General features: G+C 30.0%; 26 protein-coding genes. 17 read left to right on the top strand and 9 right to left on the bottom strand.

What is annotated here, in order from left to right; genetic code table 11:
* The first annotated feature begins 102 nt into the window (after positions 1 to 102).
* The 8 genes from BMX42_RS03185 (at position 103) to BMX42_RS03150 (ending at position 9,591) form a co-directional block, all read left to right on the top strand.
* Positions 103 to 1,644, top strand: a complete 1,542-nt coding sequence (locus BMX42_RS03185; RefSeq protein WP_091308492.1) for a glycosyltransferase family 2 protein — start codon at positions 103 to 105, stop codon at positions 1,642 to 1,644.
* Complete coding sequence (locus BMX42_RS03180) at positions 1,599 to 2,645, top strand: glycosyltransferase family 2 protein (RefSeq protein ID WP_317040022.1); 1,047 nt, start codon at positions 1,599 to 1,601, stop codon at positions 2,643 to 2,645. Before BMX42_RS03185 ends, BMX42_RS03180 begins: the two co-directional genes overlap by 46 nt.
* A 49-nt stretch (positions 2,646 to 2,694) precedes the next feature.
* Entirely contained in the window at positions 2,695 to 3,816 is a 1,122-nt protein-coding gene (locus BMX42_RS03175; RefSeq protein ID WP_091308487.1) for a glycosyltransferase, read from the top strand.
* Positions 3,813 to 4,874: a glycosyltransferase gene (locus BMX42_RS03170; RefSeq protein ID WP_091308485.1), complete on the top strand. Its 1,062-nt coding sequence runs from the start codon at positions 3,813 to 3,815 to the stop codon at positions 4,872 to 4,874. The genes BMX42_RS03175 and BMX42_RS03170 overlap by 4 nt, the downstream gene beginning before the upstream one ends.
* Positions 4,871 to 6,232 carry an O-antigen ligase family protein gene (locus tag BMX42_RS03165; RefSeq protein ID WP_143055595.1) on the top strand — a complete coding sequence of 454 codons (1,362 nt, stop codon included), beginning with the start codon at positions 4,871 to 4,873 and terminating at the stop codon, positions 6,230 to 6,232. Before BMX42_RS03170 ends, BMX42_RS03165 begins: the two co-directional genes overlap by 4 nt.
* A complete protein-coding gene (locus BMX42_RS03160) occupies positions 6,207 to 7,211 on the top strand; it encodes a glycosyltransferase family 4 protein (RefSeq protein ID WP_091308480.1) in 1,005 nt (334 codons plus the stop codon). The genes BMX42_RS03165 and BMX42_RS03160 overlap by 26 nt, the downstream gene beginning before the upstream one ends.
* 61 nt (positions 7,212 to 7,272) lie before the next feature.
* Positions 7,273 to 8,655, top strand: a complete 1,383-nt coding sequence (locus BMX42_RS03155; RefSeq protein WP_091308477.1) for an exopolysaccharide biosynthesis polyprenyl glycosylphosphotransferase — start codon at positions 7,273 to 7,275, stop codon at positions 8,653 to 8,655.
* A 297-nt stretch (positions 8,656 to 8,952) separates the two neighbouring features.
* Positions 8,953 to 9,591, top strand: coding sequence for a peptidoglycan-binding protein LysM (locus tag BMX42_RS03150; RefSeq protein WP_091308475.1), 639 nt, complete (start codon positions 8,953 to 8,955; stop codon positions 9,589 to 9,591).
* On the opposite strand, the gene BMX42_RS03145 is transcribed toward BMX42_RS03150, so the two are convergent.
* Genes BMX42_RS03145 through dnaA form a run of 3 tightly spaced genes read right to left on the bottom strand, consistent with a single transcriptional unit; the run spans position 9,588 to position 12,232 of the window.
* Positions 9,588 to 10,325, bottom strand: coding sequence for an SAM-dependent methyltransferase (locus tag BMX42_RS03145; RefSeq protein WP_091308473.1), 738 nt, complete (start codon positions 10,323 to 10,325; stop codon positions 9,588 to 9,590). The two genes, BMX42_RS03150 and BMX42_RS03145, sit on opposite strands and share 4 nt — an antisense overlap.
* An 18-nt stretch (positions 10,326 to 10,343) precedes the next feature.
* Entirely contained in the window at positions 10,344 to 10,799 is a 456-nt protein-coding gene (locus BMX42_RS03140) for a low molecular weight protein-tyrosine-phosphatase (protein ID WP_091308469.1), read from the bottom strand.
* 2 nt (positions 10,800 to 10,801) lie between these two features.
* Entirely contained in the window at positions 10,802 to 12,232 is a 1,431-nt protein-coding gene (gene dnaA, locus BMX42_RS03135) for a chromosomal replication initiator protein DnaA (protein ID WP_091308465.1), read from the bottom strand.
* Positions 12,233 to 12,460: 228 nt separating this feature from the next.
* Here dnaA and BMX42_RS03130 point away from each other — a divergent pair, with 228 nt between their 5' ends.
* A complete protein-coding gene (locus BMX42_RS03130; protein WP_091308461.1) occupies positions 12,461 to 12,865 on the top strand; it encodes an acyl-CoA thioesterase in 405 nt (134 codons plus the stop codon).
* A gap of 1 nt (position 12,866) precedes the next feature.
* The gene (locus tag BMX42_RS03125; protein WP_091308457.1) at positions 12,867 to 13,622 is read left to right on the top strand and encodes a class I SAM-dependent methyltransferase; all 756 of its coding nucleotides are present in this window, start codon (positions 12,867 to 12,869) and stop codon (positions 13,620 to 13,622) included.
* A gap of 4 nt (positions 13,623 to 13,626) precedes the next feature.
* Here BMX42_RS03125 and BMX42_RS03120 read toward each other — a convergent pair whose 3' ends face one another.
* From BMX42_RS03120 to ribD, 3 genes are read right to left on the bottom strand one after another with little or no spacing between them, the layout of a single operon-like run.
* A complete protein-coding gene (locus BMX42_RS03120; protein ID WP_091308454.1) occupies positions 13,627 to 14,250 on the bottom strand; it encodes an IMPACT family protein in 624 nt (207 codons plus the stop codon).
* Between the two features lie 3 nt (positions 14,251 to 14,253).
* Entirely contained in the window at positions 14,254 to 14,856 is a 603-nt protein-coding gene (locus BMX42_RS03115; RefSeq protein WP_091308451.1) for an HAD family hydrolase, read from the bottom strand.
* The gene (gene ribD / locus BMX42_RS03110) at positions 14,849 to 15,892 is read right to left on the bottom strand and encodes a bifunctional diaminohydroxyphosphoribosylaminopyrimidine deaminase/5-amino-6-(5-phosphoribosylamino)uracil reductase RibD (RefSeq protein WP_091308447.1); all 1,044 of its coding nucleotides are present in this window, start codon (positions 15,890 to 15,892) and stop codon (positions 14,849 to 14,851) included. Before ribD ends, BMX42_RS03115 begins: the two co-directional genes overlap by 8 nt.
* Before the next feature lie 37 nt (positions 15,893 to 15,929).
* Here ribD and BMX42_RS03105 point away from each other — a divergent pair, with 37 nt between their 5' ends.
* Positions 15,930 to 16,415 (top strand): GNAT family N-acetyltransferase, encoded by a 486-nt coding sequence (locus BMX42_RS03105; protein ID WP_091308444.1) that lies wholly within the window; start codon positions 15,930 to 15,932, stop codon positions 16,413 to 16,415.
* A gap of 6 nt (positions 16,416 to 16,421) precedes the next feature.
* Positions 16,422 to 17,276, top strand: a complete 855-nt coding sequence (gene prmC / locus BMX42_RS03100) for a peptide chain release factor N(5)-glutamine methyltransferase (RefSeq protein WP_091308441.1) — start codon at positions 16,422 to 16,424, stop codon at positions 17,274 to 17,276.
* Between the two features lie 49 nt (positions 17,277 to 17,325).
* Here prmC and BMX42_RS03095 read toward each other — a convergent pair whose 3' ends face one another.
* A complete protein-coding gene (locus BMX42_RS03095; protein WP_091308437.1) occupies positions 17,326 to 18,567 on the bottom strand; it encodes an ABC transporter permease in 1,242 nt (413 codons plus the stop codon).
* 194 nt (positions 18,568 to 18,761) lie between these two features.
* Here BMX42_RS03095 and hisS point away from each other — a divergent pair, with 194 nt between their 5' ends.
* A complete protein-coding gene (hisS, locus tag BMX42_RS03090) occupies positions 18,762 to 20,132 on the top strand; it encodes a histidine--tRNA ligase (protein ID WP_091308434.1) in 1,371 nt (456 codons plus the stop codon).
* 15 nt (positions 20,133 to 20,147) lie between these two features.
* Here the strand turns inward: hisS and BMX42_RS03085 are convergent, their stop codons facing one another.
* Positions 20,148 to 20,564, bottom strand: coding sequence for a hypothetical protein (locus tag BMX42_RS03085; RefSeq protein WP_091308432.1), 417 nt, complete (start codon positions 20,562 to 20,564; stop codon positions 20,148 to 20,150).
* A 31-nt stretch (positions 20,565 to 20,595) separates the two neighbouring features.
* Between BMX42_RS03085 and BMX42_RS03080 the strand changes: the two genes are divergently transcribed.
* The 4 genes from BMX42_RS03080 to BMX42_RS03065 all read left to right on the top strand — a co-directional run bounded on the left by BMX42_RS03080 (position 20,596) and on the right by BMX42_RS03065 (position 24,866).
* On the top strand, positions 20,596 to 21,954 hold the full coding sequence (locus tag BMX42_RS03080) for an MATE family efflux transporter (protein WP_091308428.1): 1,359 nt from the start codon (positions 20,596 to 20,598) through the stop codon (positions 21,952 to 21,954).
* Between the two features lie 76 nt (positions 21,955 to 22,030).
* Positions 22,031 to 22,261: a hypothetical protein gene (locus BMX42_RS03075; RefSeq protein WP_091308425.1), complete on the top strand. Its 231-nt coding sequence runs from the start codon at positions 22,031 to 22,033 to the stop codon at positions 22,259 to 22,261.
* Between the two features lie 108 nt (positions 22,262 to 22,369).
* Positions 22,370 to 24,148: a carboxypeptidase-like regulatory domain-containing protein gene (locus BMX42_RS03070; protein WP_091308422.1), complete on the top strand. Its 1,779-nt coding sequence runs from the start codon at positions 22,370 to 22,372 to the stop codon at positions 24,146 to 24,148.
* 163 nt (positions 24,149 to 24,311) lie between these two features.
* Positions 24,312 to 24,866 carry a DUF4494 domain-containing protein gene (locus tag BMX42_RS03065; protein WP_091308418.1) on the top strand — a complete coding sequence of 185 codons (555 nt, stop codon included), beginning with the start codon at positions 24,312 to 24,314 and terminating at the stop codon, positions 24,864 to 24,866.
* 44 nt (positions 24,867 to 24,910) lie between these two features.
* On the opposite strand, the gene BMX42_RS03060 is transcribed toward BMX42_RS03065, so the two are convergent.
* A complete protein-coding gene (locus tag BMX42_RS03060) occupies positions 24,911 to 25,981 on the bottom strand; it encodes a serine hydrolase domain-containing protein (RefSeq protein WP_091308414.1) in 1,071 nt (356 codons plus the stop codon).
* Between the last annotated feature and the right edge of the window lie 31 nt (positions 25,982 to 26,012).

Genomic DNA, 26,012 nt, shown 5'->3' with positions numbered 1-26,012 from the left:
ATACAACAGTATTTATACAGATAATGCTATATTTGGACTTTCAATTTTAGTGTTATTTTAAGCTTTTAAAATAAATAATTGGCGCTATTTTTAAAATTATAAATGATTCAAGTTTTTCATAATTCTAATACTGTTTTAAAAATCTCTAAAGACAATCAGCCTTTAGAAGTTTTTGATAATTTGAATATATCTGAAACCATTTATAAATTAACGGAATTGTTTCCTTCTGAATTAATTTTATGGTGTCACACAGAATTGGGACCATTTATAAATTATGAGCAAATAAATTCTATCTGTAATTCTAATAATGAAATTATTTCCTATAATATTTCAAATGAAAATTACCTTTCAAAAAATATTGGTTTTGTAGAGCAATCTATATTTATAAATTTTTCGAAAAAAGTAAAAATTGCCACATGGCAAATGAGTAGTGCTATTGGAATTGCTCACGCTACTATTTTTTCAGATTTAAAAACAATAATTCAACCAGTTAAAGATTTTGATTACTTTTTAAATTCAATTGCAAAAATAGCCATGCCATTAGGTGTTTTTTGTTATTCAAATCCGAATCTTTTAATAGAAAGTAATACAGAAATATCTTTTAATCATAAAATTAGCTTTAGTAGTTTATTCAAATTTGTTAGCCAACATTATAAAAAAGTTTGGTTACTAGTTTTGTTCATTTGTTTGATTTATAAAAAAGGAAAATTTCCATTACTAGCTTTTTTAAAATCATTTTTTTACTCAAAAATTGCTGTTGATAAGATAAAAATTAGTAAATTCAACTTATTATCAACTAATGACTTTAAATATTCTAACAATATTGATGTTCTAATTCCTACTATCGGTAGAAAAGAGCCTTTGTTTAATTTTTTAAAGAATTTATCAGAACAAACTATTTTGCCAAAAAGCGTTATTATTATTGAGCAAAATCCAATAGAAAATGCGGTTAGTGAATTAGATTATTTAGTAAATGAAAATTGGCCTTTTCAAGTTAAACACCAATTAATTTACCAATTAGGCGCTTGTAATGCAAGAAATTTGGCGCTAAAAGAAATTACTTCAGATTGGGTTTTCTTCGCAGATGACGACATTGAAATTAAAAGTGATTTTTTAGAAAAATGCCTAGAAAATGCTAAAAATTATAACCAACAAGTTTTTTCACTATCTTGCTTATTAAGAAATGAGAAGAAACATTTCAATAATTGCTTTCAATGGGTAAGTTTTGGCTCGGGCGCAAGTTTTGTAAATGCAAATGCCATCAAAAACTTAAAATTTGATTCGAAATATGAATTTGGTTTTGGAGAAGATGCCGATTTTGGAATGCAAATTAGAAATAATGGTAACGATATTATATATTTTCCAACACCAGAAATTATACATTTAAAAGCCCCAATGGGTGGTTTCAGAACTAAGGTAAATAGAAAATGGGACAATGACTTAATTGAACCCAAACCCTCACCAACGGTTATGGTATTTAAGTTAACTTACGATTCGGAAGAACAATTGTTCGCTTACAAATTCATGTATTTTTTTAAAAATTATAATTTTAAAAATTTAAAAAACCCAATAAAAAATCACAAAGCCATGATTTCTAAATGGAATCGAAGTATGTATTGGGCTCAAAAATTAATATCCAATTAATGAATTTTAGTTTAATAATTTGTACCTATAATAGAAGAAATGCTATAGAAACTCTTATGAATTCTATAGTTACTCAATCGTTGTATCCTAATCAAATTGTTATTGTTGATGGTTCCTTAAATCAGGATACAAAGACTTATTTTGAAGTTACTAATTTCAAAAATGTAGATTATTTTTTGGTTGATGCTACTCATAGAGGTTTAACTAAACAACGAAATTTTGGAATTTCAAAAGTGAATCCTACTTCTGAAATCATTTGTTTTTTAGATGATGATACCATTTTAGATGAAAATTATTTTTCTGAAATTGTAAATACATATAAAAAATTCCCTGATGCTTTTGGAGTTGGTGGTTGTATCACTAATGAAGTTCAGTGGAAAGAAAATGCTGTTGATTATAAAGAGAATGATTGCTGTTTTACTTTTGATGGATTTCATAGAATTGAAGATAAAAGATTTATTTTAAGAAAAATGTTAGGTTTAGATTCTGATGTTTTACCTGGTTTTTCACCACTATTTTCTCATGGAAGAAGTGTGAGTTATTTGCCTTTTTCTGGAAAAACTTACAAAGTTGAACAATTAATGGGTGGTGTTTCTTCTTTCAGAAAAGATGTTTTAGATACTCATAAATTTTCCACTTATTTTGATGGTTATGGTTTGTATGAAGATGCAGAATTTACCATACGAATTTCAAAACTTGGACAATTATATTATAATACCAATGCGAAACTAGAACACCATCATGATGCTTCTGGCCGGCCAAATCAATATCATTATGGGAAAATGGTGGTGAGAAATGGTTGGTATGTTTGGCGAACAAAAAATCCAAATCCTAAAATGATTCATTGTGTGAAATGGCACACGATTACTATTTTACTCACATTTATTAGAATCGCTAATATTCTGACTACAAAAAAACGCAAAGAAGCCTTTACTGAAAGTTTAGGAAGAACAGTTGGATGGTTTTCAATCGTTTTCAATAAACCAAAAATTATCAATTAATTTGATTACATTGGCTTTATATCCTATTTTTATATTTTAAAATTTCAGAATGAATTTCGTTATCATCACACATGTGCAGCATATTAAAGAAAACTCCAATTATTATGGGTATGCGCCGTATGTTAGAGAAATGAATATTTGGTTAAAATATGTAAAGAAAGTTACAGTTGTGGCGCCAATTGAAAAGTCAAAGTTGGACAATATTCATTTAGCCTATCAGCATAAAAACCTTAAATTTAAAGAAGTTCAAAACTTTAATACAACTAGTTTTTTAAATTCATTACGAACACTTTTAAAATTACCTTCTATTTTGTGGACCATTTTTTTGGCCATGAAAAAAGCAGATCACATCCATTTACGTTGTCCAGGAAATATGGGCTTATTAGGTTGTTTGGTTCAAATTTTATTTCCAAACACTCCAAAAACAGCTAAATATGCTGGAAATTGGGATCCAAAAGCAAAACAACCATCGACTTATAAAATTCAGAAATGGATATTAAATAACACCTTTCTAACCAAAAACATGCAAGTTTTAGTGTATGGTAAGTGGGAGGGAAGTTCTAAAAATATAAAACCATTTTTTACCGCGACTTATTCTGAAACTAAAAAAGAACAGATTCTTCCGAGAAGTTTAAATCAAAAAATCAATTTTGTTTTTGTTGGGACTTTATCAATTGGAAAAAAACCTTTGTATGCTATTCAATTGATAGAAAAATTGAAAAATTTGGGATTAGATGTTCATTTAAATTTATTTGGCGATGGCGTTTTAAGAAATGAATTGGAAAAATACATTGAATCAAATAAATTGGCAGCTTTTATCTTTTTAAAAGGAAATCAGAGTAAAGAAGTTATTGAACAAGCCTATAAAGAAAGTCATTTTTTAATTTTAGCCTCAAAATCTGAAGGTTGGCCAAAAGTGGTAGCTGAAGCTATGTTTTGGGGAAGTTTACCATTAACGACTAATGTTTCTTGTGTGAATTATATGATTGATAATGAAAACAGAGGTAAATTATTGAGCTTAAATCTTGAAGAGGATACTCAATTAGTTTATGATTTGATTCAAAATGAAGAACATTATTCAAAAATGTGTATTGATGCTAGAGATTGGTCGCAGCATTTTACTACTGAATATTTCGAAAATGAAATTATAAAACTTTTAGCTGTCTCATGAGAATCGTACAATTAATAGATAGTTTAGAAGCAGGTGGAGCAGAACGAATGGCGGTAAATTTTGCCAATGCTTTATCTGAAAAAATTGCTTTTTCAGGTATTTTAGCTACACGTAAAGAAGGTGTTTTAAAACAAGAAATAAAACATATTAATACTTATACTTTTCTTGGAAGAAAAAATAAATTTGATATTAATGCTATTTTTTTGGCTTCCAAATATATTAAAACGAATAAAGTTGAAATTGTTCACGCACATAGTAGTTCTTACTTTTTTGGCGTACTTGTTAAACTTTTTAACCCGAAAATTAAATTAATTTGGCACGACCATTATGGGAATAGAGCTGAAGATAATAAACAAAAAAATGTTCTTAAAATTTGTTCTTTCTTTTTTTCTAAAATACTAACTGTTAACGATGAACTTAGAGTTTGGTCTTTAAAAAATTTGAATTGTAAATATGTTTTTTTTATTCCTAATTTTTCTGATTTAAAAAAATCAGAAGAAAAAACCATTCTAAAAGGAGAAAACAAGAAACGAATTGTTTGTTTGGCTAATTTAAAAAATCCGAAAAATCATTTAACATTGATTAATGCATTTATTGCTAGTGGAATTTATAAAGAAAATTGGACCTTACATTTAATTGGAAAAGATTTTAATGATGCCTATTCTAATAATTTGAAAGCCATCATTAAAGAAAATGAATTGGAAAATTCCATATTTATTTATAATGCTTGTCAGGATATCCAGTTTATTTTAAGTCAGTCCGAAATTGGAGTTTTATCTTCAACTTATGAGGGTTTTCCAGTTACCTTATTAGAATATGCTCAAGCAAAATTAACTGTAGTTTCTACAAATGTAGGATATTGTAAGTTTTTGATAAATCATAATTCAAACGGATTATTATTCGATCCTTTGGATTCGGATAATTTATCAAACCATTTGTTGTATCTAATGAATAATCCTGAAATTTGTGCTAATTTTGCAACACAATTTCAAAAGGATATAGAATTAAATTATTCTAAAGAAGCCATAATACATAAATACTTAAATCTAATTAATTGAATCTTTTCAAATCAAATAAAATTGCTTATTTGGCCTTTCATGTCTTGTTAGGCTTGATTGTTCATTTTTTCGGTTCATTCGTGTTTATTTATTATGCCGTTTTTTTAGCTGCTGGAACATATTGGATTGTTAAAAGTAATGATAGAGATTTCCAAACGCTAACTTTAATGCTATATGTAGTTGGTTTGGAAGTTTTATTTAGGATGCGATCTGATGGAGCTTTGTATGATTTAGGGAAGTATTCTATTATTTATTTCTGTGTTTTAAGTTTTGGATTTATCCGAATTAATTTAAAAGCTTGGCCTTATTTTTTAATATTACTTCTGTTTATTCCAGGAATTGTATTAACCGTAAATACTTTCTTTTTTGAAATTGATGTTCGAAAAAAAATTATGTTTAACCTATTAGGACCAATAAGTTTGGTTTTTGCTTCCTTATATGCTTATAATAAATCGATATCATTAAATAAATTTAATGAATGTTTGTTTGCTGCTTGTGGGCCATTGATTAGTATTCTTACCCTAATTATTGTTTTTACACCATCTAATAATGCAGAGGTGTTTGAAAGTACTAAATCAAATTTTGCAACATCTGGTGGTTTTGGACCTAACCAAATGTCAGTAATTTTAGGATTGGGTATATTTATTTTTTTCATTCAGTTTTTTTTTAATACTAAAGAAAAAATCTTTTCTTATCTCTGTTTATTCTTGGTTTTTGTTTTCGTTTATAGAGGATTAATAACATTTTCTAGAGGTGGAATGTTAACGGCTTTAGCTATGGTTTTAGTTTTTTGTTATACAGTATATAAACTGCTCAATAAAAAAGCAAAATCAAAATTTTTAGGTGTTTTCTCCTTATTGGTAATTTTAGGAATTTCCGCCTGGTTTTATAGTTCTTATCAAACTGGTGGAATGATTGATAAAAGGTATAATAATCAGGATGCTGCAGGAAGAGTTAAAGAATCTAAAATGTCTGGTAGAGAAGATATTATGGAAACGGATTTGAATTATTTTTATGAAAATCCAGTTTTTGGAGTTGGGCCAGGTATTGGTGGAATGATGCGTGGAGATGATGGTTTGCAAGGTGTTCAAGCACATAGTGAACCAACAAGACTTTTAGCGGAACATGGTTCTTTAGGTTTGATAATTTTACTGCTATTGATTTTTGTACCCATTTTAAAGTATTTTAGATTTAGACAATATCATCATATTTATTTTTTTCCTTTCTTGATATTTTGGGGATTAACGATAAATCATGCCGCTACGCGTATTGCCGCACCAGGAATTTTATATGCTTTAACATTACTTAATGTTTATATAAAAAATGAAGAAGATGAAGATTCTGTATCTAGGCAATAAGCTTTCTAAACACGGAATAAATAAAACTACGGTTGAAACTTTGGGTGAAAAATTATCTCAATCTGGTTTTAATGTTGTTTCCTATTCTTCCAAAAAAAACAGCATATTAAGAATTTTAGACATGCTTTTCGGAATTCTTAAACATAAAGATGCTAAATATATTTTAATCGACACCTATAGTACTTCTGCTTTTTGGTTTGCTTTTTTTGGAAGTCAATTAGCTAGAATGTTACATATCAAATACATTCCCATTTTACATGGTGGAAACTTACCAAACAGATTAATTTCTAATCCAAAGTTGTGTAAGATGTTATTCAATAAGGCATTTGTAAATGTTTCTCCATCTGAATACTTAAAATATCATTTTGAAAAATTCGGAATTTCAAATGTAGTGTGTATTCCAAATTCTATAAATGTATCTGAATATTCTTTTAAAGAAAGACAAAGTTTTGCTCCAAATTTAATTTGGGTTCGTGCTTTTGCCGAAATTTATAATCCAAAAATGGCTATTGATGTATTGAATATTCTTCAAAAAAAATATCCTTCAGCTACTTTAACTATGGTTGGGCCAGATAAAGACGGAAGTTTAGATATTACAAAAAAATATGCCAATCAATTCAACTTGAATGTTAATTTCACTGGAAAACTATCTAAAGAAGAATGGACAGATTTAGCTCAAAATCACGATATTTTTATTAACACGACTCATTTTGATAACACACCAGTTAGTGTTTTAGAAGCAATGGCATTAGGTTTGCCAGTTATTTCAACAAACGTTGGTGGCTTACCATTTTTAATTTCTCATCAAAAAAATGGCTATTTAGTAAATGATAATGATGCCTCTGAAATGGTTGAACAAATAGAACAAATTATCAATTTTCCATCTCAAACAAATGAAATTATTGGTAATGCTAAAAGTATGATTTCAAAAATGGATTGGAAAGTGGTTGATAACCAATGGACTAATTTATTGCGATAATACCGTAAAAATGTTTGCTTTTTAAGCATTTTTGAGTATATTTCGTTTTCAAAATTGAATAATGACAAAACCCTATAAAAAACATTTCGAAATATCTGAACGTAAAATTCTTTTGCGCTTTTTTGATGTGTTTTTTGTCGTAGCTTTTTTGTTTTTAATACATGCTTTTACCGATTTAAGATATTTTGCAGAATTATGTGAAAACTATTATTGGATTGCAGTTTTAGGTATCTATTTAACTTTGTTAGGTACTGTTTTTGAAATGTATAATCTGGTAATTGTTAGTTTTGCTAATAAAATTACTAAAGGCTTGTTGTTAACTTCCTTTTTTACAACTCTATTTTTTATTTTCACACCTTTAGTGACGCCATCTTTTCCTAAAAAAAGAGTAGAGCTGTTTTTACTTTTTCTAGTTGTACTCGTTTCATTAACTATTTGGAGGTTGATTTATATCTATTTGTTAGCTTCAAAACGTTTCTATAAGCCTATTGTGTTAGTTTGTAGAAGTAAAGATTTTAATAAATTATCTAAAGGTTTAATTATTAATGATCCACATGTAAGAATTGTAAAATTTATTGATGTTGATTATGATAGTCAAACTTGTGTACTTTCAGAATCTCAGTTAAATTTAGGTAATATTGATAATTTTTTGCATGCTAATTTTATTTCTGAAATTGTTGTGGCTAATTATTCTAAGAACACTTCTATTGAAATTTATAATAAATTATTAGAAGTTTCAGAAAATGGAATACCTGTTACTCAATACGAAGATGTTTATGAGGAGCTTACAAGTAGAATTCCATTACATTTAAAAGACAAATCGTTATATAAATTTTTCCCGTTTTCGAAAAAGAAAAACACTTTATATCTTATGGTAGTTCGTGTTATTGATGTTTTGGTTTCAATAATTGGACTTACGGTTTTATTTGTAATTACGCCTTTAATTTTGCTTTTCAATTTAATTTGGAATAAAGGACCATTGTTGTTTCATCAAGAACGAATTGGTAAGAAAGAAAAACCTTTCCAAATTTATAAATTGCGAACCATGATTATTAATGCCGAAAAAAACGGTGCGGTTTTCGCAACTGTAAATGATAGTAGAATTACTCCTTTTGGAAAATTATTGCGTAAAACTAGAATTGATGAATTCCCACAATTTATTAATGTTTTAAAGGGCGAAATGTCAATTATTGGTCCTAGACCAGAACGAAAAGTTTTTGTGGATCAAATTGCAAATGAAATTCCATTATATCACACCAGACATATTGTAAAACCAGGATTAACGGGTTGGGCACAAATCAATTATCCGTATGGTGAAACTTTAGAAGATAGTTTGATGAAATTGGAATACGATTTATATTACATCAAACACAGAAATATTTTTTTAGATATTAATATTGCCGTAAAAACCTTCGGAACGATTTTATACATGAAAGGGCAATAACTTTGTGTTTTTCGCATTTTTCATCTCAATTTTAGACGATTTTTTGATGCTTTTTATCTAAAAAAGGGAAAAAATTATCAACAATTTAAAAATTATAAACCCTTGTAAGTCAATATGCTTATAAGGGTTTTTTGGTGTTTTTGAGTTCTTAAAAAAATGTTAACAAGTTGATTTTCAGAAAAATAATAAAAAAATTCGTATCTTTGCCTCAGTTAATTCAATTGGTGTTGTCTGATTTATGTCAATCAAACACTTCGTTAAAAACTTGTTTTTTGCCCAATTGAGAAATAAATTTACATGAGAAAAGACATTATTTATTTTGGAGTTGCAATTGCATTTATTGCCATAATTAGTTCAGGTTTTAAAGCATTTAAAGATGAATCGGTAGACGGGTTTCATATTGAAGACACAGAAGTTTATGATTATCGAGTTCCTTCAAAAGACGAATCGTTAAAGTCGAATTACAATATTCCTTTCACAGGAAAGACTTTCACAGGATTCAAACAAGCATTGGCAGTAAAAGAATCTGCAGGATTGTATGATTTAGTTAATGCTTACGGCTACATGGGTAAATACCAATTCGGAAGAAGTACATTGAGAAATGTTGGTGTTTACGATTTTAAAAACTTCCTTAATAACCCAGCTTTACAAGAAGAAGCAATTGAAGCTTTATTAAGCATTAATAAATGGGAATTAAGAAAAGAAATTAGAAATTACTCTGGTAGAGTAATAAACGGAATCAAAATTACAGAATCAGGTTTATTAGCAGCAGCACATTTAGCTGGTGCAAGTTCTGTAAAAACGTATCTAAGAAGTAATGGTAAAAATGGATTTAAAGACGGTTTTGGAACTTCTTTAAAATCTTACATTAAAAAGTTTAATGGTTACGATACTTCAAACATTAATCCTAATAGATTTGCGAAAGTAATACTTTAATTTTTTTGGATAACAAAAATACAAGGTCGATTGTGTAAATCGACCTTTTGTTTTTTCCAGTCGTTTACGGTTTTTGTTTTAATGAATTCTGTAGGCAACGTAATATCACAAGCCACGCATAAATTCGTTTGTGGATGCAGTGTTCCTAAAATATCTTCTAAAAATTTATTGTTTCTATATGGAGTTTCCATGAAAATTTGAGCTTGATTTTTCTCCTGCGACCATTTTTCTAAATTACGCAATGCACTTTTCTTTTCGTTCTTATCTATTGGTAAATAGCCTGTAAACGCGAAACTTTGTCCGTTCATTCCACTTGCCATTAAAGCTAGTAAAATAGAACTTGGTCCGACCAAAGGCACCACTTGAATTCCTTTTTCATGTGCTAATTTTACAATCACCGCACCTGGATCTGCAATTCCAGGACAACCCGCTTCACTCATTAAACCAACATTAATTCCATTTAATAGAGGTTTAATCATTTCGTAATGTTCGCTAACTTCGGTATGTTTATTTAATAAAGAAAGTTGTAAACTAGGCTGAGATTTTTCAGGTAAAATCGCTTTGATAGATTTACGAGCGGTTTTTTCGTTTTCAACAATATAATGGTCAATCAATTCTACACATCTTTTGATGGTTTGTGGTAAAACATCTTCTGGATTTACAGAAACTTCACCTGGATTTGATAAAGTACAAGGAATTAAATATAATTTACCAAGTTTTGCAGTTGTGCTCATTGTTGAATTTTATAAATATTATGATTTTATTTTAGCTGCAATCACTTCGCAAACTTCGTCTAACAATTTGTAAACGTGTTCAAAGCCTTGCATGTCGCCATAATAAGGATCGGGAACTTCTAAATTTTTATCGGGATGTAATTCGTTTAAAATTACTTTTACTTTTTGTTTAGCTGCTTCATTTGGAGCAATTGCCAATACATTTTTGTAATTAGAAGTGTCCATTACATAAATATGATCAAAATTTTCAAAATCGGATTTTGTAATTTGACGGCATTTTTGTTGACTAATATCCACGCCAAATTTTCGTGCTGTTACGACAGAACGTTTGTCTGGAGCTGTACCAACATGATAATTTGCAGTTCCTGCACTATCAACAATGTAATTGTTTGGAAGTTTAGCTTGTAAAATGCCTTCAGCTAATGGCGAGCGACAAATATTGCCCAAGCAAACCATTAAAACTTTAACAGACATGTTTAGATACTTAGCTTTTTGTTAATGTCTTCTACGAACTTTTTAAATTGTTTGTCTGTAGATACCAAGTTATCAACCGTTTTTACAGCGTGTAAAACCGTAGCGTGATCTCTATCTCCAATTTGTGCACCAATATTAGCTAAAGAAGCTTTAGTGAATTTTTTAGAGAAATACATCGCTAATTGACGCGCTTGTACGATATGACGTTTTCTAGTTTTAGATTTTAAAGTTTCCGTATCTAATTGGAAATAATCTGAAACCACTTTTTGAATATAGTCGATAGAAATTTCGCGTTTGATATTTTTTACAAATTTTTCAACAACTTGTTTCGCCAATTCTAAATTTACTTCACGTTTGTTGAAAGAAGATTGTGCAATTAATGAGATAATAGCTCCTTCTAATTCTCTAACATTCGATTTGATATGTTTAGCAACGTATTCTAAAATTTCTTCTGGCATTTCTACACCATCTCTGTACAAAATATTTCTTAAGATAGAAATTCTTGTTTCATAATCTGGTTGGTGTAATTCTGCCGATAATCCCCATTTGAAACGAGATAATAAACGTTGTTCAATATCTTGCATGTCAACAGGCGCTTTATCTGAAGTTAAGATAACCTGCTTTCCGTTTTGGTGTAAGTAATTAAAAATGTGGAAAAATACATCTTGTGTTCCGGCTTTACCAGATAAAAATTGCACATCGTCAATAATTAACACATCAATTAATTGGTAGAAGTGAATAAAATCATTTCTAGTATTTTTCTTAACTGATTCGATATATTGTTGCGTGAAAATTTCAGCAGAAATATATAAAACTGTTTTTTCAGGAAATTTATCTTTAATCTCAACACCAATGGCGTGCGCTAAATGTGTTTTACCTAATCCAACACCACCAAAAATTAATAATGGGTTAAATGATGTTCCGCCTGGCTTATTTGCAACAGCCATACCAGCACTTCTTGATAATCTGTTAGAATCACCTTCTAAAAAGTTATCAAAGCTATAATTGGCATTTAATTGAGATTCAATTTTTACATTTCTAATACCAGGAATAATAAACGGATTTTTTAATTCCGGATTTTTGTTAACAACTGGTACGTCAATTTCTTGAGTTTTAACTGAACTACGGTGTGTGCTAGGAATTTGCTCTGTAAATGGAAGTTTATTACCATAAGTGTTTTCCATTTTAATTTTATACACTAGCTTTGCTTGGTTTCCAAGTTCTTTAGTTAAAGCTGTTTTTAAAATTATAACATAGTGCTCTTCAAGCCACTCGTAGAAAAATTTACTAGGTACTTGAATGTGTAAAGCATTGTCTTCTGATAGGCTAATTGCCACAATAGGTTCAAACCAAGTTTTGTAGGCTTGTTCCTGAATGTTGTCCTTTATAAAAGACAGACAATTATTCCAAACAGATTTTGCTGCTTTAGTCATAGTTTATAATTTTTTTTATAGTTTTTTGTAGTCTAATTCAGAATAAAAACGAATCAATTTTTATGTTGATAAGTGTTTCATATTAGGAAGGCAAATATGTGAACAATTTTCTGTAAAAAAAAATCAATTGCTATTGTAAATTAAAAAATATTGTTGTAAACAGAATTAAGACTTATTTAATAATTTCTTAACATAAAATTTTTAAGAATTTAAATATAAAAAAATAAAATGAAAGATTACGAATTTAGCGTACGAGTTAGGTATGCAGAAACAGATCAAATGGGCGTGGTATACCACGGTAATTACGCACAATACTTTGAAATGGGTAGAGTAGAATGGCTTAGAAATCTTGGGGTTTCTTATAAATGGATGGAAGAAAATGGTGTAATGCTTCCTGTTGTTTCTTTGGAAATGAACTATAAAAAACCTGCTCGTTATGACGATTTATTACGCGTAAAAACTATCTTAAAAAGTCAGACTTCTGTTAAGATAGAATTTGATTATGAGATTTATAATGAGGAAAATCACTTGTTAACAACTGGTTACTCGATGTTAGTTTTTGTGGATATGAAAACGGGAAGACCGATAGTTCCACCATCGTATATTACTGAAAAAATAAACCAATTATTATAGGATGGATTTAACCGAATTTGATCGTTTATTTGATAAAGAAAATTATAAAAGACATCCCTGGGAAATTTCTCGAAGAGATGTGATGTTTCAATTGTTAAAATCTTCTGAAATTAAGTTTCCTGTAAAACGAATTGTTGATATTGGAGGTGGAGATGCTTTTATTATTAATGAAATTTATAAACAAAATCTTGCCGAAGAATATTTTACCATTGATACGGCTTATTCTCCAGAAATTATTGCGCAACTGAAAATGAATTACGGAGAAAACCCAATTCATTATGTGCAAAATTTAACGGATTATTTAACTCATTTCCATTCTCAAGAAAATACATTGTTTTTATGTATGGATGTTTTGGAACATTTAGAAAATGAAGGCGTAATTTTAAATCATCTGACTGAAAAAAATAATTATTTCTTGTTTGCAGTTCCTGCCTTTCAATCGGTTTTTTCTAATCACGATGTTTTACTTGGACATTACAGAAGATATAATTTAAAGCAATTAGAAAGCGTTTTGAAACAATACGATTTTCAAATTCAAAATAAAGGCTATTATTTTACGTCGTTGTTATTGGTAAGATGGTTGGAAGGTATTTTCAATAAAAATAAAAAAGCTTCGATTGATAATTGGAATGGAGGTGATTTCAAATCCAAGTTAATTACTTCAGTCTTAAAACTCGATTTTGGTTTTACACAGTTATTACAAAAAATCGGAATTAAGATATATGGATTGTCGTGTTATTGTATTTGTAAGAAGTAAAAATTTACTCTTCAATTTCTTTAATCTCAATTTCAAACAAAGTAGAAAAAATGTCAAATATTTGTTTGGCATTTTTTTTTCGTGTGGCGATTTCAATTTCACAATTCAATTCCATTTTCTGATTCACAATATCAATATTTTTCTCTTTTATAATTCGCATGACTTTATTCATGTTTTTATAATCGAAAGTAATTTTGAAATGTTTGTCAATTGTTTTTTCAACAATATTCGCCTCTTCTAAAGTAAGTTGCGCTGTAGTTTTGTATGCAGAAATTAAGCCACCAACGCCTAGTTTTACACCACCAAAATAGCGAACAACCACAATTAATACATTCGTAATATCAAACGACTGAATTTGGCCATAAATTGGCATTCCAGCTGAATTACTAGGTTCTCCATCATCATTTGCTCTAAACTTAATGGTTTCCGTGCCAATTTGATACGCATAACACCAATGGCGTGCGGAAAAATGGTCTCTTTTTAAATTTTCTATATGAGTTTTGACTTCGTTTTCAGAAGTAATCGGATAAGCGTAACCTATAAATTTACTGTTTTTTTCTTTGAATAAAATGTTTTCAACAGCGTAGTCAATGGTGTTGTAGGTGTCTTTAATTTCGGAATCTTGCAATTTTTATAATATTTTTTTATCAAATAAATTGGTAACATCTTCTTGTCCAACTATTATCTGCCAAGTATTTATACCTAATGCTTTCGCGGCTTCAATGTGTTCTAAAGTGTCGTCAACATAAAGCGTTTTCGCTGGTTTTAAATTGTTTTGCTGAATAATTAAATTATAAACAGCGGTATCAGGTTTTCTTACTTTCATTTCGTACGAAAAATAGATTTTATCAAAATGGGCATAAAATTCTCTGGCAAATGTTAAGCCAACTCTATGCTCAAATTTATCTATATGTGTTTGATTGGTATTACTTAATAAGTATAATTTGTATTTGTTTTTTAGTTTTTCTAAAAACTCTAATCTTTCTAAAGGGAAATCTACAATTATAGCATTCCAAGCGTCTCTAATTTCAGATAATTCATGATTTGGAATATATTTTTGAAGCGCTTTCATAAACTGAAGTTCATCTATTTTCCCGGTTTCAAATGAAATAGTTTTTGCTTTTAAGTCGTCGTTCCAGTCGTTTAACCCTAATTTTTTAAACGCATCAACACTTGCTTGGTGATTCAAGTTTAAAAATACATCTCCTAAATCAAAAATAATAGCTTCAATCATAATTTGTGTATATTTTTAATTGGTTATTTTTAATTTTCACGGTTTGATTGGTGTCGAAATTAAAAACTGGTTTTTTTACGCCTTCAATACTATTATTTTCAGAAATAAAAACTCGGGCTTCATCCCATAAATTACTGTCAATAAATTGTTGCAATGTTATAGAGCCACCTTCTATGATAATAGATTGAATATTTTTTTCGTATAAATTCTTTAAAATATTCGAAATAAAAAGGGTATCAAATATACTAAATTCATAAATACAATTTTCCGAATTTACATAATTTTCTTCTTCTGTAAAAATTATTGTAGGATTTTTTTTGTTTTTCACATGGAAATCCACTGGGATTTTATTCGTTCGATCTAAAACGATTCGAGTAGGATGCTGCCCAAACCAATCTCTGGCATCTAAATTCGGATTGTCGTTTAAAACCGTATTCGTACCAACTAAAATAGCTTGTTCTTCTGTACGATATTTATGGACTAATTGTCGTGAATATTGATTAGAAATAGTAATCGAAGTCTTGGTTTCATTTTGTAACGGAGCAATAAAACCATCAGCCGTTTCTGCCCATTTTAAAATAATATATGGTCTTTTTTTATTGTGAAAAGTAAAAAAGCGCTTGTTGATTTCTAAACATTCCTTTTCTAAAACATTTAAAGTTACCTTACAACCAGCATTGGTTAATTTTTCAATGCCTTTTCCAGCAACTTCCGAATAACTATCGATACAACCAATCACCACTTTCGGAATTTTATGTTCGATAATTAAATTCGCACACGGAGGCGTTTTTCCAAAATGGCTACACGGTTCTAAATTCACATAAATAGTGCTTTCGGCTAATAATTCTTTGTTTTTAACCGAATTTATAGCGTTCACTTCTGCATGAGGTTCGCCTGCTTTTTTGTGCCAACCTTCACCAATTATTTTTCCATTATGTACAATTACACTTCCTACTAACGGATTAGGATATGTGGTTCCTAAACCATTTTTAGCCAATTGTAAACAACGTTTCATGTAAATTTCATGCTCAATCATCTTACAAATTTAGTACTTTTACATTTTATATTTGCACATGAATTACACAATACGAAAAATTGAGTCGAAAGATAATGCCGCTATAGCTGAAATTATCCGAAATATTTTTGAAGAATTAAATGCACCAAAAGAAGGGACAGCTTATGCCGATCCGCATTTGGATAGTTTGTCAGATGTGTATTTGTCTGAAAATGAAGCATATTTTGTGGTGGAAGTAAATGGCAAAATAAAAGGTGGCGCAGGAATTGCTCCGTTATCCAATGATACTTCTGGAATTTGTGAATTGCAAAAAATGTATTTTGCACCAGAAATTCGTGGTTTTGGAATTGCACAGGAATTGATGAGCAACTGTTTAGAATTTGCCAAGCAAGCAGGCTACAATAAATGCTATTTAGAAACGTTACCTTACATGGAAGCGGCTCAAAAATTATACAGAAAATTTGATTTTGATTATATTGATGCACCTTTAGGTTGTACAGGTCATAGTAGTTGCCACGTTTTTATGATTAAAAAATTAGAATAAATATCGATGCAAATTAAAAATCTAAAAACTCATTTTTTTTCTGAATTACAAACAATTCAGGAAGATTCAGAAATAGAAAGTTTCTTTTTTATTTTGACCGAATATTTACACAATTTAAAACGAATTGATGTTTCTCTAAATCCAGATTTTGATGTTTCTGAAGCAGATTTAGAAAAATGGAAAATTATCATTTCAGAACTAAAAACCGAAAAGCCAATTCAATATATCACTGGTGAAGCTTGGTTTTATGGGTTGCGATTTGAAGTCAATGAAAACACCTTAATTCCTCGACCAGAAACAGAAGAATTAGTAGAATGGATTATTGAAAGTACTAAGCTGGAAGTTGGTAGCGCGAAGTTGAATATTCTAGATATTGGAACAGGTTCGGGTTGTATTCCGATTTCACTAAAAAAAGAAATTCCAAATGCAATAGTTTCTGCAATTGATGTTTCGGAAAAAGCGTTGGAAATGGCTCAGAAAAATGCTTCAGATAATGAAGTGGAAGTTAATTTTATGCTGAAAAACATTTTAGAAACGGATTCACTTGATGAAAAATATAACATCATTGTTTCAAATCCGCCTTATGTTCGAAATTTAGAAAAGCAAGAAATAAAAAAGAATGTTTTAGACTATGAACCGCATTTGGCTTTGTTTGTAGAAGATTCCGATGCGTTGTTGTTTTATAGAAAAATTGCACAATTAGCATTGACAAGTTTAGCTCCAAAAGGGAAATTGTTTTTTGAAATCAATCAATATTTAGGAAAAGAAACCGTTGAATTATTAGAAAATTTAGGTTTCAAAAATATTGAATTACGAAAAGATTTTGTGGGTAATGACAGAATGATTTGTTGTTCTATTTAGTCGCAGTTTTCAGTCACAGTGAAATACTGAAAACTGCGACTGAAAACTTTTATTCATAACGTAATGCCTCAACAGGATCTAATTTCGATGCTTTTACTGCTGGATACAACCCTGAAATAATAGTTACAATAAAAGTCGTCATAAAAGCAATCAAAATTGCAACCCAAGGTGTTACGAATTCGAAACCAGCTAAAGAAGCAATTAAAGAACCGAGTAATAATCCTAAAATAATTCCTATAATTCCACCAATTTGGCTGATGATAAATGTTTCCGTAAAAAATTGCCAAGCAATTGTAATTCTTTTTGCACCAAGTGCTTTTCTGATACCAATTTCACGTGTTCTTTCTGAAACGGAAACTAACATAATATTCATTAAAGCAATTGTAGAACCAAATATGGTAATCGCGCCAATAGCAATAGCTGCAATGTTAATTACAGCGATATTTTCTCCTAATTTCTGAATTAAATCATCACTACGTTTAATTCCGAAATTATCTTTTTCAACAGGATTTAATTTTCTAACACGACGCATTGTCAAAATTGCATTGTCAACACCTTCGTCTAATAATTGTTTGTTACTAATTTTTACATCAATATCGTAATTAATATTTGCTTGAGAAAAGATAGAACGTGCAATTTGTATCGGAATAATTACTCGTAAATCTTGATTGTTACCAAACGTAGCACCTTTTTCTTTTAATAAACCAATCACTTTAAATTTTGCGCCACGAACCGAAATCGTTTTGTCAATTGGGTTAACGCCTTCAAATAAACCGTCTTTAAAATTAGCACCTACAACACAAACATAATTGTTGTTATCCACATCAAAAGAATTGAAATTTCTACCTGCTGATAGTTCGAAACCATTGTTCGGGATAAAATTTTCATCGGAACCTAAAATGGTAATTTCTGGATCTGTTTTTTTATTGTCAAATTTTACTTCAGCAGTTGCGGAAGCAGTAAATGAAAGAGAAGTGGCTGAAAAAGGAAATTGAAATTTTTCTTTGAAACTCTTGGCTTGTGGATAACTAATAAATGGATTTATCTTTTGTTCACCATCATTTTGGTTAATTTGTTCTGAGAAATCGTACTGACTAATAGAAAAGGTATTCGCTCCCATAGAAGCAAAATTTCCAAATAAATTATTTTCTAACGCTTTCGTTAAAGTTAAAATTCCTACTAAAAAAGTAATTCCGATAACAATAATAAATACTGTTAAAAACGTACGTAAAGCCTGACTTCTAATAGAGTCAATAGCAATTCTTGTATTTTCTTTGAATAATCCAACCATGCCTATTTGTAGTTGATTTTATGTTTTTGTTACACCTTTTTTAAAAAACAGCCAAGGCAAAGTAAAAAGGCAAAAGTTTTTCTTGGCTCTTCATACTTTTTCCTTAGCTCTTTTTCCTATTGTCATTTAAAAGTAAGATATTTGCACCACAATAATTGATAATTGGCAAATTGCCGCATTGACGTATTACTATTATGGCTCAAAAACCAAGTATTCCTAAAGGAACTCGCGATTTTTCATCTACAGAAGTAGCAAAAAGAAACTACATATTTTCTATCATAAAATCTAATTTTGAAAAGTTTGGCTTTCAACCAATTGAAACACCCTCTTTTGAAAATTCGGATACTTTAATGGGGAAATATGGTGAAGAAGGTGACAGATTGATTTTTAAAATATTGAATTCTGGAGATTATTTGGAAAAAGTCTCTGATGAAGATTTAAGTGCTAAAAATAGTAAAAAAATAACGTCTTCAATCTCAGAAAAAGCTTTGCGATACGACTTAACCGTGCCATTTGCGCGTTATGTTGTGCAACACCAAAACGAATTAGAATTTCCGTTCAAACGTTATCAAATTCAACCCGTTTGGAGAGCAGATAGACCACAAAAAGGACGTTTTAGAGAGTTTTTTCAATGCGATGCAGATGTGGTGGGAAGTAATTCGCTTTGGCAAGAAGTAGAATTTGTACAATTGTACGATACGATTTTTACCGCTTTAGGTTTAAAAGGCGTAAATATTAAAATTAACAACCGTAAAATATTATCTGGAATTGCTGAAGTGATTGGTGCTTCTGATAAATTAATTGATTTTACAGTTGCATTAGATAAATTAGATAAGATTGGTGAAGATGGTGTGAAGAAAGAAATGCTTGAAAAAGGAATTTCTGAATCGGCTATTGAAAAAGTACAACCGCTTTTCAACTTCACTGGAACTATTAACGAAAAAATTGAAAAATTAGCGACGCTTTTAGCTGCTTCAGCAGAAGGAACAAAAGGTGTAGAAGAATTGAAATTCATTTGCAATGCAATTAACGAATTAGGTTTACAATCGGCAAGTTTAGATTTAGATGTGACTTTAGCTCGTGGTTTAAATTATTATACTGGAGCTATTTATGAAGTCGGAGCGCCGGAAGGTGTTGCAATGGGTTCAATTGGTGGCGGTGGTCGTTATGACGATTTAACTGGTATTTTCGGTTTGAAAAATATGAGTGGTGTTGGAATTTCTTTCGGATTAGATAGAATTTATTTGGTTTTGGAAGAATTAGGATTGTTTCCAGAAACGGTAGCTACAACTTCAAAAGCATTATTCATTAATTTCGGAGAAGCAGAAACGTTATTTTCATTAAAAGCGATTTCGCACTTAAGACAAAGCGGAATTAAAGTTGAAATGTATCCTGATAAATCGAAATTGGATAAACAATTTAAGTTTGCAGAGAAAAAAGGAATTCAGTTTGCGGTTTTGGTTGGTGAAGAAGAAATGAAACAAAATCAATTTAAAGTCAAAGATTTAGTTTCTGGTGAACAAGTTACTGTTTCGTTAAACGAATTAGTAGAAAAATTGAAATAGTTTATTAGACAAATTTTATTTGTGAATCATATCAAGTCTCATTTCTAATGATAGAATCATAATAATTTGTACAATGGTTATCCCAGGAAAAAATAAAAATTTTGTTGATGAAATAATCGTTTTTTGAAATTCTCTCATTTTTTGTAAGCCTGTATTATTTTTATTTTGCTGAACAAATTGATCCATTCTATTATCAATAGGTATTTGCATATAATGCATAATAATTAATCCAATACTAAAGAAAAACAGAATTGATAAAAAGTTTAAACTAAAAGTTTCAGGTTTAAACGCTAAATAATATATCAAAGAAACTGTTATTAATGCAATAGAGGTTTTTAAGTAAATTGGTTTATATCTTTCTTTATCATTTAAGAAAAAGTAGATTGTTACATTAGTTAAAATTACAGTTATAATAAGGATTGTCTCAAACATTTTTTTTAGGCAAGATAATAAATAATATAAAATGAAAAAATACTTCCAAGAATTCAAATACAATTTCAACTTGGCTTTACCTGTGATTTTAGGTATGGTTGGACATACTTTGGTTGGAGTGGTAGATAATATTTTTGTGGGACAATTAGGTTCTACAGAATTAGCGGCAGTTTCTTTAGGTAATAGTTTTGTATTTATTGGGATGTCAATCGGAATAGGATTTTCAACTGCAATAACGCCAATTATAGCAGAGTTTGATAGTCAAAAAGACAGAGAAGGCGGAAGAAGTGCTTTTCAAAACGGATTAATCTTATGTACCATTTTAGGTTTCGGATTGTTCTTTTTGTTGTTTTTTGCCAAACCGATTTTGTCCTACATGAACCAGCCGGTTGAAGTAGTGAAATTAGCTAAACCTTTCTTAGATATTGTTGGTTTTTCATTGGTTCCGCTTGTGATTTTTCAAGCTTATAAGCAATTTGCTGACGGAATGAGTGAAACGAAATATTCGATGTATGCTACAATTTACGGAAATATTATTAACGTTGTAATTAATGCTTTATTGGTTTTCGGACTGTTTATGTTTCCTAAAATGGGAATTGTAGGTTCTGCTATCGGAACGTTAATTGCTCGTATTTTTATGGTAATTTATATGCATTATATCTTATCTAAAAACAAAAAATTCAAATCGTTTTTCCAAAATTTCGGATGGCAATCTTTTCAGAAAAGTATGTCGGATAAAATCATTAAGTTGGGAATTCCATCTTCTATGCAAATGTTTTTTGAAGTGGCGTTGTTCACTGGAGCAATCTGGTTGTGCGGAATGATTGGGACTACGAGTCAAGCCGCGAATCAAATTGCATTGAGTTTGGCTTCACTAACATTTATGTTTGCCATGGGATTAAGCGTAACAGCCATGATTCGTGTGGCCAATCACAAAGGTTTAGACGATTATAAAAAATTAAATACAGTTGCCCATTCTATTTTCTTAATGGCCATAATTGTTGAAATTGTTTTCGCGGTTATTTTTATGCTGGGTTGTCAATTTTTTCCTTCGTTCTTTGTGAATTCAGAAACACAATTAAATGCAGTTGAAATCAAAGAAGTGCTTTCTATTTCTTCTAAATTATTAATCGTAGCAGCATTTTTCCAAATTTCTGATGGAATTCAAGTCGTGGTTTTAGGAGCATTACGTGGTTTGCAAGATGTAAAAGTGCCTATGTATTTGACTTTTGTTGCGTATTGGATGATTGGTTTTCCGATTTCAATTTATTTGGGAAGATATACAGAATTAAAAGCAGAAGGTGTTTGGATTGGCTTATTAGCCGGATTAACTGCAGCAGCCATTATGCTGTATTTACGATTCAGATTTTTGCTGAAACATCACAGATAATTTTAATAAACTAATAGAATTTGTACATTTACAAAAGAATTTAGAATTTACAATAAAACATTATACAATTTAAAACATGGAAATACCAAAATTTGTAACAGGCGATAATACTGATTTTCCGGATGATATTTTTGTTATTCATTTAGAATATCCGAGATTTTTCATCAATTTAAAAGATGATTCAGTAGAATTTTTAGAAGATATTGAAGAAGAAGATCAAACCGAATTAGAAGCTGAAATGGAACATTTAATTACGCTAGCTGGCGAATTTTATGACCGAGAAATGGAACGCTACGAACAAGCATAGAAAAATAACAAAACCGTTACAAAATGTTGTAGCGGTTTTTTTTGTATTAGGTAAGAAAATATTTACTACTTTTATAAGATTAACTATAAAAAACTAAACACTACTATTATGAAAAAATACTATTTAATATTATTTCTTTCTGCTTTGTTTTTAAGTTGTAACGAAGATAATGATGCAATTGAAGACAACCATCAGGTTATTAATTACGATCAAGGTAATGATGTAAGCAGAAATTTTCATGGCTTAATTTTGGAAACTAATGGAAATCCAGTTTCTAATGCTACGGTTACAATTGGGTCAACTTCAGTACAAACGAATTCTAACGGTTTATTTTCAATTAGTAATGCTTCAGTAAAAGAAAAATTTGCCCATGTAAAAGTTGTGAAACCTGGTTTTATTGATGGTTCAAGAGTTTTGGTGCCAACATCTGGTGATAATCGTATTAATATCATGCTTATTCCTAATACACCAACTGCAACTGTTACTTCAGGGATTAATAGCGAAGTGAATTTGGCAAACGGAACCAAAGTAAAATTTGATGGTGCATTTAAAGATGCAAATGGAAATGCTTATACTGGTAGCGTTCAAGTTGGGTTATATCACTTGAAACCATCTGATACGTATTTAAGCGAAACCATGCCAGGTTCTTTATTAGCAAGTAATTCTAATGGTGATGCAAAAGTGTTGGAAACTTTCGGAATGCTTCATGTTGAATTAACTGGAAGTGGCGGACAAAAATTAAATATTGCCAACGGTCATACAGCTGAAATTTCTTTAGATATTGATGCAAGTCAATTGAGTTCTTCTCCTTCAACAATTCCACTTTGGTCATTTGATGAAGTAGCAGGAATATGGAAACAAGAAGGTGCTGCAACTAAAGTTGGAAATAAATATGTGGGTAATGTTTCTCATTTTTCTTGGTGGAATTGCGATGCACCTTTTGATCAGTGTAATTTAACTGTAACAGTTCAAAATAATAATAATTTGCCTATTTCTAATTTAACGGTAACATTAATTAGACCAAGTCAGGCTTATGGTACTAACGGATTAACAAATAGTACTGGACAAGTAACTGGAATTATTCCAGCAAATGAAACGTTGACCTTAAATGTTTCAGATTTTTGTGGAAATGTAATTTATACTGCTTCAGTTGGGCCATTCGCTACAGGAAGTTCAAATACTTTACCAGTCATAAATTTGACAGCAACTGCAATTACAACGATTAATATTACTGGAATTTTAAAAACGTGTGCCAATGCCAATGTCACAAATGGAATTGTAAAGTTAAAAAACTTGAATGTTTCTAATTACTACGGACAAGTAATACAAACGGTAACAAATGGTGATTTTTCTTTTACAACTAATGTTTGTGGAACTTCACAGCAATTTGAAATTGTAGGCGAAGATTTTACTAATTTACAAAGCACCGATGCAATTACGTTTACTGCAACTGCACCAACAACAAATATTGGAATTATTAACGCTTGTAATGCAGTTAATGAATTTATTACCTATCAAGTAGATAATAATCCAGTGAATTATGTTGTGTCAAATGTGTATGCCAATCTTTTTACACCAGTAGCGCCTGGAATATTCATAAATACTCAGCAAAATGTACCTTATTTTGCTTTAAATGGTGATTTAATGACTTCAGTAGGTACTTACACGATTGGTAATGCACCTCAAATTTCACTGAATTTTTCAACCACACCTGGAACAACTACCACTACTACTGTAGATTATAATGTAACAAATGATCTTCAGTTTGTTGTTAGTCAAATTGGTCCAATTGGAGGTTATATTGATATGACAATTAACGGAACTTATACAAATTCAACCGGAACTCATACTCTTTCTGCAACAATTCATGTTTTTAGAGATAATTAATTCTTAAATTATTAGATTTTAAAAAACCGTTGCAAGAATTTGTAGCGGTTTTTTTTATGATTTTTTAGAAATTAATAAATTGTGGATATCTAATTTGTGAAACACTTCATTAATTTTTTTGTTAATCTTACCTTTGGTTTTTAAATAAAAAATAAAATAAAATATGAGTGCAATTTGGTTTGAATGTAGAGTGAAATATAGAAAAATGGACGATACTGGAGTTCAGAAAGTTGTCACTGAACCTTATTTGGTGGATGCTTTATCTTATACTGAAGCGGAAACTAGAATTAATGAAGAAATGTCTGCTTACATTAGTGAAGAATTTAAAATCACAAATATTAAAGTCGCTAACTATGCTGAAATTCACCCTTTTGAGAATTCAGATCGTTGGTTTAAATCGAAAGTTTCCTTGTTGGCTTATGATGAAGAAAGTGGAAAAGAAAGAAAATCGAATATCAATATCTTGTTACAAGCTAATGATATTAAAGAGGCTTTTGATAATACTGTAACAGTTATGAATGGAACTATGGGAGAATATACAATTCCTGTAATTTCAGAATCGCCAATTATGGATGTTTTTCCTTATTTTAATGGTAAAGAAGAGAATTTAGAACAGTTTGAAAAATTCAATCTATTAAGATTGTCTAAACCCGAAATTAAAGAAGAAATTATAGATTCCATGGAATTTGATGAAGCGCTTCTTCAAGAAAGAGCATAAAAAAGCAAATCCCAATTTGACATTTCAAATTGGGATTTGCTTTTTTAATTTATAACTGCACTAATTTTTTCCCAAAGTGTTTCATCAAAATCGGATAAAGCAAAATTAGAGCCATCTGCAGCGTCACCCATTCTGATAATTACTAATTTTTTACTTGGTATAACATATATTTTTTGATCATCTTTCCCTAAAGCACAATACATATCTGATGGTGCAGTTGGAATTAAAGTTCCAGGAATTTGTATTTGACTTTGTGGCATGTGATAGCTAGTTTTTCCATTTAACCACCATAAATAGCCATAAGCTAAATTAATAGATTGCGAGGTATTTGTAGCATTGTTTAAATAGGTTGAATTGATAATTTGTGTGCCATTCCATTTTCCTTTGGCTAAAGCTAATAATCCGAAACGCGCCATACTTCTGGTATTACTCCAATATACACTTAAATCGCCATTAGGAACCCATGTTCCAGTCATTCCAATTTTATCACGGAGTTTGGTGTTAAAGTAATTATCCCAGGTTTGATTGGTAGCTTCAGCAACTACATCTTGTAATTTTACATACACATTATGATAAGCCCAACGTGTTCCAGCATCGGCAACATATTGTAAGTTGGCAGGTGAAACATCATCGCCTAAAACATCATCTAAACCTGAATTCATACTTAATAAATTCTTACAAGTAATTAAATTTTCTTTTGCTAAAGTAGCGCTTGTCCAACCCGTTCCTAAATAATCAGAGACTTTATTATTGATGTTTAAAAATCCTTCTTGTTCGGCAATTCCAGTTACAGTTGAGGTTAATGTTTTTCCTGCACTTGCCCAATACCAAGGTGAAGTTGAGGTATGACCATTGAAATATTGTTCCATCACAATTTTTCCATTGTGCAAAACAATAAAACTTTTAGAATGTTTTAGATTAAGATAATCGTATAAAGGCTGAATGTTTGTAGTATTCCATCCTAAACTTTGGGGTGTTTTGGTTTCCCAAGTTGTACCAGTTATTGGTGGAAAATACATCGCTTCTTCAGTTGGAGAAGGATTAGATTCAGTATCATTACTACAAGAAATGAAAATGGATAATAAGCTAATTAGTAGAAGATATTTTAATCTCATGGTTTTCGGATTTAATAATTAGACTTATAAT

Origin of the sequence: Flavobacterium terrigena, from assembly GCF_900108955.1 — a bacterium.
Taxonomy (GTDB): Bacteria; Bacteroidota; Bacteroidia; order Flavobacteriales; family Flavobacteriaceae; genus Flavobacterium; species Flavobacterium terrigena.
The sequence above is the reverse complement of the archived record's forward strand: the minus strand, read 5'-3'. Positions and strand labels throughout refer to the sequence as shown.